We start from the raw sequence: 16,798 nt of genomic DNA, 5'->3' as shown, positions 1-16,798 counted from the left end.
GTGACCAGAAAGACGCGGGTGTCGACCCTGCAGTTCGCCGACAGCGGCCATCTGGTTTACGATACGGAACGTGTCGTATCTGAATAAGCCGCCTGTGCAACGCGGACGTCCACGCGACGCCGAACTCGAGCGTCGGATCACCACCACCGTTCTCGAACTACTGGCCGAGGAAGGCTACGAGGGCGTGACATTCGAGGCGGTCGCTCGACGTTGCCAGGCGTCGAAGGCAACGCTGTATCGACGATGGCCGTCCAAGCGCGACATGGTGCTCGCAGCAGTGAAGGACGCCCCTGCGCATCCCTCGGCAGTCCCACTCCGGCGCGGCGACACACTCCGCGACGACCTGCTGATGCTTGCGCAACGCCTCAGCCTCACCATGTCCGCAACCGACAGCAACGCCGCCTTCATGCTGCTCCACGCGGGACTCGAAGACCCGGAGTTGTGCGACGCCATCGAGGAGACCGTCGGCCCGACAGGCGCACGTCTCCCCCAGGCGGTCCTCGACGATGCCGTTGCACGAGGCGAACTCCCTTCGGACGCTCAATCATTCGCATACGAGGAGGTCGTGGGAACCGTCCTGCTCCTGCGACGAGCGAACGGTCTCACCGTCGACGACACCTACCTCGAAGCCCTCGTCGACACCGTCATCATTCCCGCGCTCACCGCGTCCGCCGGCCGAACGGACCTGCCCGCCGGGATCTTCTCCGGCCACCCCGAAACCTCCACCACGACTACGACTACGGAGACCCCATGACCCGCTGCACCATCGAGGACTTCACCTACCGCACGATCACCGGGGACGGCGGCGTGAAGCTCAACGTCGCCGTCTGCGGGCAAGGTCCGGCCGTCGTCCTGCTGCACGGTTTCCCGCAGACCCACTACATGTGGCGCCACGTCGCCCACGCACTCGCTGACGACCACACCGTGATCGTCCCCGACCTGCGCGGCTACGGCGCCAGCGACCAACCCCCGGCCGACAATCCCGAGTCGTATTCCAAGCGCACCATGGCGAACGACATCGTCGCGGTCGCCCGCGAGATCGGTTTCGACCACGTCGGGCTCGTCGGTCACGACCGCGGTGCGCTCGTCGCCGTCCCTGCGGGACTCGACCACCCCGACGCCGTCGACTACCTCGGCATCCTCGACGTCCTTCCCACGATGGACACCTGGGCCGTACTTCAGGGCGTGAACGCCAAGGTTGCCTGGCACCTCTACCTCATGGCCCAGCCCGCAGGGATGCCCGAGAAGATGATCGCCGCTGTCGCCCCGGAATTTTTCGGCTCGTTCCTCGATGCGTGGGACCCCACCGGAACCACCTTCACGCCCGAGGAGCGCGATCACTACGTCACCAGCTCGATCAACTCTGTCGACTCGATCGTGGCCGACTACCGCGCCACCGCCGGCATCGATCTCGACATGGACCTCGCCGACCGCGAACGCGGGGCTCGGCTCACCATGCCCGTCGCGGTCATCTCCCAGGACTGGGGCTCGCAACTGGGCTTCGACGCCTCGGCCCTCTGGCAGGCGTGGGCACCCGATCTCACCTACCAGGGCACCACCAGCGGCCACTTCATGGCCGAAGAGAACCCCGACGAGATCGCCGGCTTCATCACCGAGCTGGCCGCCCGCATCCCGGCCGACCAGCCCTGACGGACATGCCACCGGAGTCACCGGTCAGGGGTGACCACGATCACCGAAAAGCACGCATCCTTAACATGACGAACAAACGGGACATCGATATCATCGGCCTCAGTTATTGTCTGTCGGGGGCACACGAGGAGAATCGCGCATGTCCCGGATCGATCGCAGACGCACACGCACCGTCGGCCTGCTCGCCGCAGGTCTGCTCACCGCAGGTCTGAGCGTCGCGGGTCCGGACGGTTCCGCGTCCGCTGACCCGGTCCGCAACTGCCCTGAACGGTACGTCCTCGCCGTCGACGGAACCCGCGGCTTCGAAACCCGCGACTCGATCGACCCGGCATCCCCCTTGGCGAAGATCTCCGCTCGGTTCGAGTCTCCCGGCACCGTGGTAGAACACATCCGCTACCCCGCAGTGGTTGTGCCGTTGCCCGGGACCGGCTCGCACGACGATTTCGACGGCATCGACGACGACGGCACCATCGCCTACGACAGGTCGAAGCAGATCGGGCATCAGCGACTCCGCCAGACCATCACCGTCCGACACAGCACCTGCCCCGACTCGGACCTGTTGGTGCTCGGCTACTCGCAGGGCGCCTCGATCGCGGGCGATGTTCTCGCCGAGATCGCAGCCGACGGGTCCGTTCCCCCCGAACGGATCTCGGGCGTCCTCTATTCCGACCCCCGCGACGACCGCGGCGTCGAGACCCTGTTCCCGGGTCCCGTCGCTCCCGGTGTGACGCTCGCCGGCGGCCGGAACGACTTCGGTGAGATCCACGTCGAACGAGTCTGCATCGAAGGCGACGCGATCTGCGACGGTCGCACACCCGAGGACGGCAAGGACTGGCTCCGCGAGAACGTGACGGGGTACTTCCAGCTGCACACGAAGTACCCCGACTACCATCCCTGACCGAGTCGGGCCGGAGAGTTCGCCGACCGCGCGGTGTGCATCAGTTCCAGAGTGACGAACTCGGGGGAGGTTGTGTGCGTGTTCTTCGCCGGAACCGCACACAACCTCCCCCGAGTTTCGACGGCCGCTACTCCTCCTCGACGCCACCAATGGCCCAACGCAAAAGGGAACCCATCCTCAGGTAAGGATGGGTTCCCTCGTCGGCGAGTCCCTAGCGGACTGTCGTTACTGCAGTCTGCGCAGGACTGTTATGCCTGTGCAGCGGTAGGTTCCTCGACGTGCTCCACGGGGCCGGCTTCCGTGATGGGATAGACGGGGTATTCCACACCCGACAGGTACTGGACCGTTCGCACCACCTGGCACGAGTAACCGAACTCGTTGTCGTACCAGACGTAGAGGATGGCGGTGTCGCCATCCACGATCGCTGCATTGGCGTCGATGATGCACGCCGCGCGCGAGCCGATGAAGTCGCTCGACACTGCGTCGGTGGCCGAGGTGTAGTCGAGGTTGCGGCGCAGCGCACCGGTGAGCGACTCCTGGTGCAGGTGCTCGAGCACCTCTTCCTTGGTGGTCTCACGAGTCAGCTGAAGGTGAAGGATCGCGACGGACACATCCGGCGTAGGAACGCGGATCGAGTTGCCGGTGATCTTCGCCTTCAGATCGGGAAGCGCCTTCGCGACCGCCGAAGCGGCGCCGGTCTCGGTGAGCACCAGGTTGAACGGCGCGGAACGTCCGCGACGGTCGGCCTTGTGGTAGTTGTCCAGCAGGTTCTGGTCGTTTGTGAACGAGTGCACCGTCTCGACGTGACCACGCACCACACCGAATTTGTCGTCCATGGTCTTCAGCGGCGGAACGATGGCATTGGTGGTGCAGGACGCGCACGACACGATCGTCTCGTCCGGGTCGAGGTCGCGGTGGTTGACACCGTGCACGATGTTCGGGAGATCACCCTTACCCGGTGCGGTGAGCACCACCTTGGCGATACCGGGGCGGAGATGCTTCGACAGACCGTCGCGGTCGCGCCAGATTCCGGTGTTGTCGACCAGGATGGCCTTGTCGATGCCGTACTCGGTGTAGTCGACGCTTTCCGGATCGTTGCTGTAAATGAACTTGATGACATTGCCGTTGGCGACCAAGGCGTTGTTCTCGGTGTCGACCTTGATCGTGCCGTTGAACTGTCCGTGGACGGAGTCGCGACGCAGCAGAGAGGCACGCTTGGTCAGGTCGTCGTCACCTCCCTTACGGACCACCACAGCACGCAGGTTCAGCCCATTGCCCGAGCCTGCCTTCTCGATGAGCAGACGGGCGACGAGCCGGCCGATTCGCCCGAACCCGTACAGGACCACGTCCTGCGGTTTCGCGGGGCTCGTCTGCGCGCCGCCGACCAGATCCGCGAGGCTCTCAGCGACGAAATCCGGGATGGATCGTCCGGCACCCTGGGCCTGATAATCCGTCACCAGCAGGCCGAGGTCGATCTTCGACGGCTGCAGGTCGAGGTCGGTCAATGCCTGGAGGAACGGGAAGGTTGCCTCGACCGACAGCTCGTCGCCGCGGATCTGACGCGCGAAACGGTGCGTCCGCAGAATACCGATCACCGACTTGTTCACGAGGGAGCGGCTGTGAAGCAAGATCGTGACCGAATGCCGGCGGTGCAGACCGCCGATGATCGGGATCATTGCTTCCGCAATAGCCTCTTGCGAGTTCCACTGTGCCAATTCCGGGGTGCTCACTGCGCTCCTCTGCCTTTCCGGCTCGTCTGACACGTCGCAGGCTGTTGGGTGCAGCCCAGACGAGACGCACGTCACTCGCCGGTCGGTGTCCGGATCGGTGGAACCGTACGCGACCGACGCCGATTACGGCGTGCGTACCGCCAAGCATATGAAAGAGCTCTCACGGTTCGACGCCCGGTAGGCGAATCGTGCCCGCGCGTGCGTGAAGCTGATCGTCCCTCCCCGGATAGGAAGGCGTCGTCGACCCTGGAGCTGTAGATGAACCGGCGAGCTGCGTGTGTCGCCAGTCACAACAATTGTGGCGGCATGCCGGATGGTATCAAGAGTCCATCGGCGGGTATTGCGTCATCAATATTCCGGCGCGCAAATGAATCCGGGTCACATCCTATTTCGAAACCTTCGAACCGCCAACAGATCTACTTGTCATTTCACACAACCGGGGCAGAGCCCAGGACTTACTCCGAGCTGCGAAAATCCGCGGCTTGCGCGTTCCGATGCCAAGACCGTGCTGCACGTGGCAAACCCGTGAGAAATGACGAGGCCGAGGAATACTTGCTTAGCCTCGATCTTTCGCGCGGATCACGTGTCAGACTGAGCAGCTTCGGATTCGGTGGGGAGACCGTGGATGCGGTGTGCATCCACGGTCGACTGCCCGACACGGTCGGGTGACGCCGAGGTCCACGGCCCCGGAAACAGTTCCTTCGTCTCGATGGAGCAGGTACGTGCAGGTCACGCAGGCGCAGGAAGCGCTGCGAGCCGATTCAGGCCGACCACGAAGGACATCGACATCCGGAGCTGTGATGGCAGCGGCAGACGAACACGGCGGACGTGTCGGGCGATCCTCCCCGCGATCGACAGCAGCCTCAGTCGTAGCCGTTTCGGCTCCCACCTGCGTGCCGGAACCTCGGTGAATGCGAGCATCTGCATCCACGCGGTCAGCTCGCATGCGAGCTGCACGAGCGCGAGCCAGATCCGGTTCTGATCGAAACCGTGCAGCGGAAGATTCTGCAGCCCAGTGACTTTCGCTGCTCGGATCCGGTCCTCGCACCGGGCCCGACGCCGGTGCCGCAGCTCCAAGTCCGGGAGTTGCCCGCGCCGGGGGTTGATGACGAACGCGGTCAGGCGTAGGCCGTCCCGGTCGGTGAACCGCAACTGCGCACCCGGATGCGGCCTCTCTTTCCGGACGATCACCCGCATGCCTGTCGACACGACGACAGATCGAGCAGGCCGGTCAACTCCGTCACCCAGGCGCCGTCGCGGACCTGTCCGTCGGCGTCGTAGGCCGGGGTCCAGGCCCGATCAGGAACCAGGTCGATCGCTTCGGCGTGGGCGTCGGTCAACCCCAATCCGACCTGGGGGTCCCTCCCGCTCGCGGGGGCGTACGACAGGCGCCGCTTGGTCAGATACTCGATCAGTTGGTGGGTGTCGCCGGCACCGTCGATGCGCACCAGCACCTTCTTCCCGACCCGGTATCCCGGGTAGAGCGGCAGCTGCGCGAGTGCGTCCTGCACGACGGTGATGGGGGTACCGCGCTGCACGTAGTGCTTGGGGGAGGATCGGCGGCGGTGTTCGATCCCGAGTTGCCCGGGCCGCAGCAGCATCGCGACGGGTTCACCGGTGCCGCCCACGCCGTGGTCGGCGAACGCGCACAGCAGATGGAAACCGAAGCCTCGCGTGAACGTCGGGGCGGCCTGTTCCTTCTCGGAATGCGCGGTGACCTTCGGTGGCATCGATGTCGAGGACCAGCGGATGCGCTTCGTCGATGGCGTGCTCGGGAGCCGACGCACCGGCGGCGGTCCAGGCGTGGCGACGGGCTGTGGCGCGGGCCCGGTCGATCGCGGCGAGCGCGGTGTCGGCGTCGACGGCCAACACGCTGATCAGGCGGGAGACGGTGGGTCGGAGGCCACCGCACCGAAGATCTCCGGGTGAGCCCGCAGTTGGCTGATGTCGGCGAGGCAGTCCCCACCGATCGCCAATGCCGTCGCGAGATCGGGCACGATCTTGCCGGGATCGTGTCGGGTCAGCGGTTTTCGATACGGTGCGAGCTCGGCCCGAGGTTAGGACGATCCGCTCCCCGATGAGCGTCGGTCCGCAAGCGCGGCACCCCGGCTGTCGTGTCGGTCATGACGGACGCAGATCCGGCCCGTAGCCCTCCACAGTGCGTCGCGCCGCGTCGGCAACCACATCGGTGAAGGAACCCCCGCTCTCGAGAATGCGACGCTGCCTGATCGCCCCATTACCTCGATCCAGGGTTCCCGACAGAGTGTCGTGCACGGAGCGGTAGACGTCGAGTTCCTCCAGGATCGACCGGACCTGAGCGAGCAGTCGCCAGATCAGGTCGACTGCCGGAACCAACTGCCCAGAGCCGAGATCGACACCGCGCCCGGCCAGACCGTCCCGGGCCGCTCTCCAGCACGCCGCGCGCAGCAGCTCCTGATCGACCGAGGGCGTCGGCTCGCCGCGTTCGATCGATGCCGTCGCCTGGGCGACCAATGCATACACCAAGGTGGCCAGCGTGACGGTCTCCTCGACGGTCGCGGGCACGTCCGCGATGCGGATTTCGAGGGTCGGATGATGCGCGGAGATCCGCACATCCCAATAGACCATTCGAGGATCCAGGATCGTGCCGGTGGTGAGCAGCGATTCGACCGCCGCGTCGTATTCCGCGGCCGAGGCGCACTGCGGGGGCAGTCCCGCGCTCGGCCAGCGCCCCCACCGCAGGTATCGCCAGCTGGCATATCCGGTGTCCCGGCCGTCGGTGATCGGCGAGTTGGCGGTCAGCGCCAGCAGGCCGGGAAGCCATGGGCGCAGATGGTTGATGAGCTGGGCCGCGCGGTCACGATCGTCGACACCGATATGCACGTGGCATCCGCAGATCACGCCGTCGGCGACGCCACGATAGTGCTGTGCCATGCGTTGGTAGCGAGGCGTGGCGGTGACCGATCCGCTCGGAGGTTCGAAGATCGGTGTGCCGACCGCTACGAGCCGGCATCCTGCGCGCGCTGCGGCGTCGGCGGCCGTCGCGCGGGAGCGGCGCAGCTCTTCGCGTAGGTCCTGCAGGTGTGTACATACCGTGGTGGCGGTCTCGACCTGACACGGGGAGAGCTCGACCTCGAGCTCGATGCCGAGTGTGCGTCCGGCCGCGAGCACGTCGAGACTGCGCAGGAGGGGACGACCGGTACGGGGATCGACCAGGACGAATTCCTCTTCGACGCCGATCGTGGCCGCCGCCCCGCCGCGCACAGGAGCGGTGTCGGTCGGTCCTGTGGCGGCCATGGCGTTCTCCCCACTCGAGATCTTTCACTCTACGAAGGAAGAGCGGCCGGCGTGGGTGTACTGCAGTCGGAGATCTGTCTTACCGGACAGTGCGTGCGCGTTGCCGGTTGGCGGCGTGGCGGAGCTGCAGAATCCGCAGGCCCCCGGCGAGGCCGACGATCACCGCTCCGGCGATCGCAGCGAACAGCAGTGCCACACCCAGCGGCAACGAGAAGTCCCACGCGAACAGTTCGAGGGTGACGCTGTCCAGGTTCTGCAGGATGAACACCAACAGCAACAGCAGGATCAACACACCGACGATCAGGGCAGTCCACAACGCCCCGGTGCGGGTGCCTCTGATGCCTTTGCCCCGGGCGACGTCGGGATGCAGCCTGCTGGGAGCGTCCGGATCCGGTGTCGCCCCGGATGGGGGTACCGGAGTATCGCTACGTCGCGCGGGCGCCGAGAAATCGGGGTTCGAATCGTCAGGGCCCCTCGAGCTGGTCGTCATGTGCGATCGGGTACCCCGGCCCTGTTCCGGTTATCCCACCGGCAGAATCTTTGCGGTCAGTTCACGTCCCGGCTCCGCACCAGAATCCCGGTGGCGACCACTGCGACGGCAATGTAGGCGGCGACGGTGATGAGCGCCCTCGGTCCCGAGATCACATCCACCACCCCGGGTGTGCCCTCCCCTCCCCCGGTCACCGCGCCGACGAGCGATCCGGCTGCGGTTCCCGACAGGAAGGCCGTCACGTCCTCGACGAGCTGCAGCGCGGAGCCGACGCCCCGCAGCAGATTCTCGACGACAACCGTCCATACCAGCCCCAGGCCGACCGACAGCGCCGCACTGCGGGCGTAGGTGCCGAGGGCGAAGCCGATCGTTCCCCACATCATGAACACGAGGTACGCCGCACCCGCGGAGCGAAGAAGTGCGCCGGCCGACGGCATCGTGAGCGGTTGTGTTTCGATCGTGGCGAGCGAGACGGACACGACCGTGCACAGCACAGCGGTGACGACCACCATCGCGGCAACGATCACCGCAAGAGCGAGCAGGGCACCGATTGTCGGGCGCAGACGGCCGTGAGTGAACACGGTCTTCCACGTTCCCCAGCTGTACCCGTTCCCGGCGATGAGAGCACCCAGGACGAGCACGAGCGCACCACCGAACAACGGTGTGCCCTGGACCAGGACGTCAGGGATCGATTCGGGCAGGACGCTCTGCAGCAACGCTTCGGTCGGCTCCCCTTCCGTGGAGAAGCCGGCCGTTCCGGTCGTGTAGGAGACGTACGGGAATACGTAGCCGAAAACCATCGCGAGCAGGAACCACGTGCCGACCGTCGTCCACATCGCCGGCCACGAACGCAACCGGTACAACTCGGCACGCAAGCTCCGAGCAACGGTGTTGTGCCGTGCGGCAAGTGAGGTGGAATCGGAGTGCGAGCGGAGTGTCGAGGCGGACATGTCACGCCCCCTTCGTGGGTGTGGAACGAGTGGTCATTTCGAGGAACACGTCCTCGAGGATGCGTTCGGCCGGTCCGACCGACAACACATCCATGCTGTCGGCGACGAGCGCGCGGACGACGTCGGGCCGCGATCGGGCGGCAGATCCAGCAGCACCGAGTCGCCGTCGATTTCGAACCCGTTCTCTCCGGCGAGATCCGATGCGATCGAGACCACCCGATGCCCGGGCGTGCCACGAACTTTCAGCACCGCGTCGCCGAGCAGGGTGGAGACGGTCGTTTCGCGCACCGGGCGCCCGGTGACGAGATCGGCAGGATCGGTATTCGCTCCGCACAAAATGACGCAGGGCCTCGGGTGACACCCTCTCACCGAATGTCCCACCACGGGCGCCGCTTCTGTAGGAACGCCGTCATCCCCTCCGCGGCTTCCTCGGAACCGAACATCCGCGCCGAACGTGCTGCCAGGTCGTCTCCGTAACGATCGAAGTCCTCGAGGATCCGCTGCGTGACGAGGCGTTTCGATTCGGCCAGACCCTGCGGTGAGCAGGCACGGATCTCCGCGAGCAACTCCACCAGGACAGCGTCGGTATCGGACACCGACAGGGTGACGAGACCCTCGGAGGACGCCTCCTCGGGACCGAACCGTTCGCCGGTCAGGAAGTACCGTGCCGCTGCGCGCGGCGACAATCGCGGGAGCACGGTCAAGGAGATGATCGACGCGGCCAGACCGAGCCGTGCCTCGGTAAGTGCGAACGTCGAAGCCGGCCCGGCGACCACGATGTCGCAGGCACCGATCAGACCCATGCCGCCGGCGCGGACGTGCCCGTCGATGCGGGCCAAGACCGGCTTGGGGAGCTCCAGGATCTGCCGGAGCAAGGCCGTCATGTCGCGGGTGCGTGCGGCAGCCGATTCCTGCGCGGATCCGGAAGAGCCGCTCAGATCCGCTCCGGCACAGAATGTTCCACCGGTATGGGTGAGGATGACCGCGCGGACGGCGGGGTCGGCGGCCGCGTCGACGAGTCCGCGGCTCAGTTGGGTCAGCAGCGGTACGGACAGGGCGTTGCGGTTGTGCGGGGAGTCGAGGGTCAGTGTCGCAGCGCCGTGGTCGACGACGTAGCGCACCACCACCGGATCGGGTTCGGTCATGACAACTCCTCGATGTGGTGGCCCCCTTCGCTGTCGGGGCTCTCGACCGGTGCGGACACGTCGTGCGGGGTGAGGACAGCGAGGACGGTGCCGACGGCGACCTGATCGCCGACTTCGACGGCGAGCGTCGTGAGCGTGCCGGCAGTGGGTGCGGTGACGGTGTGCTCCATCTTCATCGCTTCGAGCCACACGAGCGGCCTCCCCGCTTCCACCACATCGCCGACGGCAGCGCCGAGCCGGATCACCGATCCCGGCATGGGTGCGAGCAGTGATCCTGCAGCAATTCGGGCGGTGGGGTCCACGAAACGCGGCACCGCAGTCAAGCGCACCGGTCCGAGCGACGAGTCGACGTGCACCGCGTCGCCGTATCGCGCCACCACAAAATGCCGGCGGACACCGTCGACGTCCAGAACCACGCGATCCGGGGCGAACCCGACGACACCGAGGTCGTCACGGCCGTCGACGTGGACACCGTCGCGGGTGACTCGGTAACGCACCACGTGGTCATTGTGGACGCCCGTGAATCGTGTGGCCTGCGGCTGCGAGGGCAGATTCCGCCATCCCGAGGGCAGTCCCGCATTCACCGTGGCAGCGGTGCGATTGGTGGCCGACTCCGCCAGAGCAGCGGCGATCGCGGACACCGCTTCCGCGTGCGCTGAGGCGAGCGGTGCCGACAGTTCCGTGAGTCCGTGGGTGTCGAAGAAGGCGGTGTCGGTCTCCCCCGCACGGAAGGCGGGATGTTTCAGCACCGCGACGAGGAGGTCGCGGTTGGTGACAATGCCGTGGATCTCGGTGCGCGTCAACGTCGATGCCAGCAGCCGCACCGCGCGGTCACGGGTCGGTGCGTACGAGATGATCTTGGCGAGCATCGCGTCATAGTGGACCCCGACCTCCGATCCCGCGAGGACACCGGAATCGACGCGCACACCGGTGTGCCGGAGCACGTCGAACTCGCGTGCCTCCTGCGGCAGCGCGAAACGGTGCACGGTGCCGGACTGCGGTTGCCAGTCTCGGGCCGGGTCCTCGGCGTAGAGCCTGGCCTCCACGGAATGGCCGTGTACCGGGGGTGGTTCGGGGTCGAGGAGGTCACCGTCGGCGATGCGGAACTGGAGATCGACGAGATCGAGCCCGGTCGTGCATTCGGTGACGGGATGCTCGACCTGCAGGCGCGTGTTCATCTCCAGGAAGTGGAACCGCCCCGAGCGGTCCGCGAGAAACTCGACGGTGCCGGCGCCCTCGTACCCGATGGCCTGAGCGGCGCGCCGGGCGGCGTCGAACAGGCGTGGGCGCATCCCCTCGATCGCGTCGACGAGCGGCGAGGGGGCTTCCTCGATCACCTTCTGGTGGCGACGTTGGATCGAGCATTCGCGTTCGCCCACCGCCCACACCGTGCCGTGGCGGTCCGCGAGGATCTGGACCTCGATGTGCCGCCCGTTCTCGAGATACCGCTCGCAGAACACCGTCGGGTCGCCGAACGCCGACGCGGCCTCCCGGCGGGCCGCGTCGAGTTGCCCAGGCAGGTCGGCCAATGTCCGCACCACCCGCATTCCGCGCCCACCGCCGCCTGCGGAGGCCTTGACGAGCACCGGGAGGTCGGCGTCGGTGATGTCGGCAGGGTCGAGTTCGGCAAGAACAGGGACACCGGTGTCGGCCATGATCTTCTTGGCCTCGACCTTCGAGCCCATCCGTTCGATCGACTCCGGGCGCGGTCCGATCCAGATCAACCCCGCCTCGAGCACTTCGCGCGCGAATCGTGCGTTCTCGGAAAGGAATCCGTAACCCGGATGGACCGCGTCGGCGCCCGTCGCCAACGCTGCCGCGACGATCTTCTTCCCGTCGAGGTAGGTCTCGGAAGGGGTGACTCCCGCAAGTCGCACGGCGGCATCGGCGTCGCCGACATGCGGACTGTTCGCGTCGGCATCGGAGAACACCGCGATCGCCCCCAGTCCGGCCCGACGGCACGACGCGAACACGCGGCGGGCGATCTCCCCGCGATTCGCCACGAGCACCGTGGTGATGGTCGATTCGGTCACGGGAACCTCACATCCGGAAGACGCCGAAGGATTCGGCACCTGTGATCGGGGCGGTGGCAACAGCCGACAAGCACAGTCCCAGCACAGTGCGGGTATCGCGGGGGTCGATGATGCCGTCGTCGTAGAGACGACCGGACAGGAACATCGGCAGCGATTCGGCTTCGATCTGGTTCTCGACGGCCGCGCGCATCGCCTCGTCGGCGGCCTCGTCGAAGTCCTGGCCGCGTGCCTGCGCGGCAGCGCGTCCGACGAGAGAGATGACCCCGGCCAGTTGGGCACCGCCCATGACCGCAGACTTGGCGCTGGGCCACGCGAACAGGAACCGCGGTTCGAAGGCACGTCCGCACATGCCGTAGTGACCGGCGCCGTAGGACGCGCCGATGAGGATGGAGATGTGCGGCACCGTGGAGTTGGCGACCGCGTTGATCATCATCGCCCCGTGCTTGATCATGCCGCGTTCCTCGTATTCCCGACCGACCATGTACCCGGTGGTGTTGTGCAGGAACAACAGCGGCGTATCGGCACGGTTCGCGAGTTGGATGAACTGGGCTGCCTTCTGCGATTCCTCGTTGAACAGCACGCCGCGCGCGTTGGCGAGAATCCCGACCGGATAGCCGTGCACCTGTGCCCAGCCGGTCACGAGCGACGACCCGTAGAGCGGTTTGAACTCGTCGAAGTCGGAATCGTCGACGACGCGGGCGATGACCTCACGCGGATCGAAGGGTTGCCGAAGATCCTCAGGGACGATCCCGAGCAGCTCCTCGGCGTCGTACCGCGGTTCGCGTACGTCCGTCCGGGGTGCAGGGCCGGCCTTGCGGTAGTTGAGGCGCCGCACAATGCTGCGACCGATGCGCACCGCGTCCTGTTCGTCGACCGCGAAGTGGTCGGCCAGACCCGAGATACGCGCGTGCATCTCGGCGCCACCGAGCGACTCGTCGTCGGATTCCTCACCGGTGGCCATCTTCACCAGCGGCGGGCCGGCGAGGAACACCTTCGACCGCTTCTCGATCATCACGACGTGGTCGGACATGCCGGGGATGTATGCGCCGCCGGCGGTCGAATTGCCGAAGACCACCGCGATCGTGGGGATACCTGCCGCCGACAACCGGGTCAGATCGCGGAAGAGCCGGCCACCGGGAATGAACACTTCTTTCTGCGTGGGCAGATCCGCGCCACCGGATTCGACGAGGGAGATCAGCGGCATCCGGTTCTGCAGGACGATGTCGTCGGCACGCAACGTCTTGCGGAGCGTCCACGGGTTACTAGTTCCCCCGCGCACGGTGGGGTCGGTGGCCACGATGACACATTCGACGCCTTCGACCACACCGATGCCCGTGACGACGCTGCCGCCGACGGGAAACTCGGTGCCCCAGGCCGCGAGCGGTGAGAGCTCGAGGAACGGCGAGTCGGGGTCGAGGAGTAGTTCGATCCTCTCCCGCGCAAGCAACTTGCCTCGGTCGTGGTGTCGCCGGACGTACTTTTCTCCCCCGCCGGCGAGGGCCTTGCCGTGTTCTGTATCGAGTTCGGCCAGGCGAGCACGCATTGTATCGGCGGCTGCGCCGTATTCGGTGGAGCCGGCATCCAGGGTCGAGATCAAGGTGCTCACGTGTGCTTCTCCAGCAGGAGGGTGGGGATGTCGAGGTATCGGGCGCGCAACCATTCACCGAGGCCCTTGGCCTGGGGGTCGAAGCGGGCACGGGAGGCGACGCCACGACCGAGGATTCCCTCGATTACGAAGTTCACGGCCCGCAGGTTCGGGAGCAGATGACGTGTGACAGGCAAGGGTTCGATCTCGGGGAGCAGGTCCTTCAGCGTGTCGACGGTGAGAGTGTTTGCAAGCCATTGCCATTCGTCGTCGGATCGGACCCACAACCCGATGTTGGCGTCACCGCCCTTGTCGCCGCTGCGGGCACCGGCGATCGTGCCGAGCGGAACGCGACGAGTCTGTCCGGACGACAGCGGCGCGGGCACACTCGGGTCCGGCAACGGTTCGAGGGTCCGGGTGGTCGCCGCGGCCGGGATGTCGACGCGGGTGCCGTCTGGCAACACTGCAATGTGCGGCACGCGGGTCGCCTCGACGTACTCGGCCGTGTAGACACCGTAGGCGGTGCCCGGGCCGGGCGGAGCGGTGACGAAGAACCCGGGAGAGCTTGCAAGGGCGAACTCGACCGCCGTGGAGGTGAATGCGCGTCCGACGACGTCGGGATCGGGATCGCGCGCAGTGCAGCGCAGCAGAGCGCTCGCGGTTTCCTCCGTGTCGGCATCGGCATGGTCGGTGCGAGCGAGAGTCCATTCGAGTTCGGCAGGCCGCCTCGGCAGATTCGATTCCATCTGAGATCGCACCAACTGGGCCTTCGCGTCGATGTCCAGTCCGGTGAGGACGAAGACGACCTCGTTGTAGAACCCGGCGAGCGCGTTGAGGCACACCTTCAGGGTCGGTGGGGGCGGCTCGCCCTTCACGCCGGTGATGCGGACACGATCGGGTGCTTCCCGGCTCAGCGTGGCGGTGTCGATGCGCGCGGTGACATCGGGGTTCGCGTAGCGTCCGCCCGTCACCTCGTACATCAGTTGTGCGGTGACCGTGCCGACGGTGACGGCTCCTCCCGTGCCCGGGTGCTTCGTGATGGTCGCCGCGCCATCGGCTTCGATCTCGGCAATGGGGAATCCGGGGCGGACGAGGTCGTCGAGTTCGGTGAAGAACGCATAGTTTCCGCCGGTCGCCTGGGTACCGCATTCGATGACGTGCCCTGCGACAACAGCACCCGCGAGTGCATCGAAGTCATCAGGAGCCCAACCGAAGTAGGCGGCGGCGGGACCGACGATCACCGAAGCGTCGGTGACGCGCCCGGTCACGACGATATCGGCTCCGGCATCGAGGCACCGCGTAATGCCCCACGCACCGAGATACGCGTTGGCGGTCAGCGGGCGCGGGTCGGCGTCGAAACCGAACTCGTCGATGCGAGCAAGGAGATCGTCGCCTTCGACGTGGGCGATGCGCGGGGACAGACCGAGCCGATCCGCAACCGTGCGCAGCGCCGCGGCCAGACCCGCAGGATTGAGACCCCCGGCGTTCGCGACGATCCGCACCCCCTTGTCGAGGGCAAGACCCATGCAGTCCTCGGCCTGCCGCAGGAACGTCTTGGCGTAACCGAGATCCGGATTCTTCAGACGATCGCGACCGAGGATGAGCATCGTCAGTTCGGCGAGGTAGTCACCGGTCACATAGTCGAGTTCGCCGCCTTCGAGCATCTCGCGCATCGCCGACAGACGGTCACCGTAGAAACCGGAGCAGTTGCCGATTCGCACGACGCGGCTCACGCGATCCACTCCTGGACCGGGCGTCCTGTCCGCTGAGTAACGAGCGGACAGAGATCGTCGAGAAGCTCACGCGACTCCACCATGTGGTCAGCGTCACATGTCGCTGCTCTCGGAGCAAGCACTCATGACTGTTTCACGCGGCCCCTGGTCGTACCCCTCACCGCCGATAACGGGCTCACCGCTGTGCGCGGCGACGACGCCTCCCATCCGGCACGTCGGATTGCCCGGCCGGCTCTGCGGCTCCTCGACTGCTCCCGAACTCGACGGCATCTGCGTCCGCACCTCGGCCGGTCAGTGCCTGCACCACCATCTCGAGGTCGTGCAGCGTCACCTCATCTGCCGACGAACGGCCTTCTTCATCTCGAACGGAACGGGCCATGACAACTCCTGACAGAAGAACCACCGACCGCACCGTCGACCGTCGCAACACGAACAGAACCATCGCCACACGAACCGGCACCGGCAAGGCACCGGGCCCGACATCATCGGCAGGCCTGCGACACCGGCAAGTCTAATCGCGCCCGGAAGTACTTTCGCCGCGATCGGTCGCGCGCACGTAACTTGCCAGGACGGCGAACCTCGAAATCGTCACGACTCCTCGTTCACGACTCCTCGTTCACGACTCCTGCCTACCCCGCGGCAGATACCGTGGATGCATACTTCACCGAGGTCAGGAGTTGCCGTGCCGAAGCTGGAGATCAAGCAGAAGGCCGAACTTTCCCGCAAGCAGGCATCCGAGCGGTTGATCGCACTCGGCCGCGCCTTGGCGACGGGATCCGAAGTGAAACTGGACTCGGGCGGTGACACCATTTCGCTCGTCGTCGCCGACCGACTCGAATGGGAACTCGAGATCGAGGTGGACGGCGCCCAGGCCGAGATCGAGGTCGAATTCAGTTGGCGCGACGCACCATCCGACAGCCCAAAAGCCGATGCGGACGAGGAGGAGGACGAGGAGCCGGACGAGGAAGCGGACACCGCCGAAGGTTCGGATGAGGACCCGGGTGAAGACGAGGACGAAGGCGAGCCGCAGCAAACCGAGCCGCGACGAAGAGCCCCGGTCAAGAAGACGGCGCGGCGTGGCCGGCCACGTAAACGCGTCGCCGACTGATCGATGCACAGCCCCTGCCCGTCCACCAATTTCCTGAGCAGCCGCTACTACGACGGTCGCGGCATCACCGACCTGTTCGACTCGCCCGACCGGGCCCACGCGTGGATGCAGACACTGAATGAAGAGATCAGCTTCCCTCGATCACCTTTCACACCGACCGAGGACCAGCTCGCGCAACTCCGACAACTCCGCGACACGCT

General features: G+C 66.2%; 14 protein-coding genes and 1 pseudogene. 6 read left to right on the top strand and 9 right to left on the bottom strand.

Translation table 11 applies throughout. The features are described 5' to 3' along the window. Window positions 1-70: 70 nt before the first annotated feature. From AC6CID_RS23105 to AC6CID_RS23095, 3 genes are all read left to right on the top strand, one after another. The gene (locus AC6CID_RS23105; RefSeq protein WP_498354559.1) at window positions 71-754 is read left to right on the top strand and encodes a TetR/AcrR family transcriptional regulator; all 684 of its coding nucleotides are present in this window, start codon (window positions 71-73) and stop codon (window positions 752-754) included. Further along, window positions 751-1,650, top strand: a complete 900-nt coding sequence (locus tag AC6CID_RS23100; protein ID WP_498354558.1) for an alpha/beta fold hydrolase — start codon at window positions 751-753, stop codon at window positions 1,648-1,650. Before AC6CID_RS23105 ends, AC6CID_RS23100 begins: the two co-directional genes overlap by 4 nt. 139 nt (window positions 1,651-1,789) lie before the next feature. After that, window positions 1,790-2,548: a cutinase family protein gene (locus tag AC6CID_RS23095; RefSeq protein ID WP_498354557.1), complete on the top strand. Its 759-nt coding sequence runs from the start codon at window positions 1,790-1,792 to the stop codon at window positions 2,546-2,548. Between the two features lie 248 nt (window positions 2,549-2,796). Here AC6CID_RS23095 and AC6CID_RS23090 read toward each other — a convergent pair whose 3' ends face one another. From AC6CID_RS23090 to AC6CID_RS23050, 9 genes and pseudogenes are all read right to left on the bottom strand, one after another. Further along, window positions 2,797-4,278 (bottom strand): glyceraldehyde-3-phosphate dehydrogenase, encoded by a 1,482-nt coding sequence (locus AC6CID_RS23090; protein ID WP_039587315.1) that lies wholly within the window; start codon window positions 4,276-4,278, stop codon window positions 2,797-2,799. A gap of 729 nt (window positions 4,279-5,007) precedes the next feature. Next, window positions 5,008-6,323: pseudogene (locus AC6CID_RS23085) on the bottom strand (IS1380 family transposase); the annotation flags it as partial. A gap of 76 nt (window positions 6,324-6,399) precedes the next feature. After that, a complete protein-coding gene (locus AC6CID_RS23080) occupies window positions 6,400-7,554 on the bottom strand; it encodes a carboxylate-amine ligase (protein WP_498354556.1) in 1,155 nt (384 codons plus the stop codon). Window positions 7,555-7,633: 79 nt separating this feature from the next. Beyond that, on the bottom strand, window positions 7,634-8,044 hold the full coding sequence (locus AC6CID_RS23075; protein ID WP_072740514.1) for a LapA family protein: 411 nt from the start codon (window positions 8,042-8,044) through the stop codon (window positions 7,634-7,636). Between the two features lie 56 nt (window positions 8,045-8,100). Beyond that, a complete protein-coding gene (locus AC6CID_RS23070; protein ID WP_094980473.1) occupies window positions 8,101-8,994 on the bottom strand; it encodes an ABC transporter permease in 894 nt (297 codons plus the stop codon). A 365-nt stretch (window positions 8,995-9,359) separates the two neighbouring features. After that, the gene (locus AC6CID_RS23065; protein ID WP_498354555.1) at window positions 9,360-10,139 is read right to left on the bottom strand and encodes an enoyl-CoA hydratase family protein; all 780 of its coding nucleotides are present in this window, start codon (window positions 10,137-10,139) and stop codon (window positions 9,360-9,362) included. After that, window positions 10,136-12,172, bottom strand: coding sequence for an acetyl/propionyl/methylcrotonyl-CoA carboxylase subunit alpha (locus AC6CID_RS23060; RefSeq protein WP_498354554.1), 2,037 nt, complete (start codon window positions 12,170-12,172; stop codon window positions 10,136-10,138). The genes AC6CID_RS23065 and AC6CID_RS23060 overlap by 4 nt, the downstream gene beginning before the upstream one ends. A 7-nt stretch (window positions 12,173-12,179) precedes the next feature. Further along, window positions 12,180-13,778, bottom strand: coding sequence for an acyl-CoA carboxylase subunit beta (locus AC6CID_RS23055; protein ID WP_498354553.1), 1,599 nt, complete (start codon window positions 13,776-13,778; stop codon window positions 12,180-12,182). Next, window positions 13,775-15,430, bottom strand: coding sequence for an acyclic terpene utilization AtuA family protein (locus tag AC6CID_RS23050; protein ID WP_498354570.1), 1,656 nt, complete (start codon window positions 15,428-15,430; stop codon window positions 13,775-13,777). The genes AC6CID_RS23055 and AC6CID_RS23050 overlap by 4 nt, the downstream gene beginning before the upstream one ends. A gap of 184 nt (window positions 15,431-15,614) precedes the next feature. Between AC6CID_RS23050 and AC6CID_RS23045 the strand changes: the two genes are divergently transcribed. From AC6CID_RS23045 to AC6CID_RS23035, 3 genes are all read left to right on the top strand, one after another. After that, entirely contained in the window at window positions 15,615-15,881 is a 267-nt protein-coding gene (locus AC6CID_RS23045; RefSeq protein ID WP_138941536.1) for a hypothetical protein, read from the top strand. Between the two features lie 291 nt (window positions 15,882-16,172). Next, window positions 16,173-16,598 (top strand): amphi-Trp domain-containing protein, encoded by a 426-nt coding sequence (locus AC6CID_RS23040; protein ID WP_498354552.1) that lies wholly within the window; start codon window positions 16,173-16,175, stop codon window positions 16,596-16,598. A 3-nt stretch (window positions 16,599-16,601) separates the two neighbouring features. Continuing rightward, the coding region (locus tag AC6CID_RS23035; RefSeq protein ID WP_498354551.1) for a hypothetical protein at window positions 16,602-16,798 on the top strand (197 nt) is incomplete at its 3' end.

It is taken from the genome of Rhodococcus sp. GQ147 (assembly GCF_059759155.1).
This window is presented reverse-complemented; position numbering and strand designations above follow the sequence as displayed.

Coding starts and splice junctions, on each gene's coding strand:
- AC6CID_RS23100 (WP_498354558.1), top strand. CDS start 751: ATGACCCGCTGCACCATCGAGGACTTCACCTACCGCACGATCACCGGG.
- AC6CID_RS23095 (WP_498354557.1), top strand. CDS start 1,790: ATGTCCCGGATCGATCGCAGACGCACACGCACCGTCGGCCTGCTCGCC.
- AC6CID_RS23080 (WP_498354556.1), bottom strand. CDS start 7,554: ATGGCCGCCACAGGACCGACCGACACCGCTCCTGTGCGCGGCGGGGCG.
- AC6CID_RS23075 (WP_072740514.1), bottom strand. CDS start 8,044: ATGACGACCAGCTCGAGGGGCCCTGACGATTCGAACCCCGATTTCTCG.
- AC6CID_RS23070 (WP_094980473.1), bottom strand. CDS start 8,994: ATGTCCGCCTCGACACTCCGCTCGCACTCCGATTCCACCTCACTTGCC.
- AC6CID_RS23065 (WP_498354555.1), bottom strand. CDS start 10,139: ATGACCGAACCCGATCCGGTGGTGGTGCGCTACGTCGTCGACCACGGC.
- AC6CID_RS23050 (WP_498354570.1), bottom strand. CDS start 15,430: ATGCGCGAGATGCTCGAAGGCGGCGAACTCGACTATGTGACCGGTGAC.
- AC6CID_RS23045 (WP_138941536.1), top strand. CDS start 15,615: ATGACTGTTTCACGCGGCCCCTGGTCGTACCCCTCACCGCCGATAACG.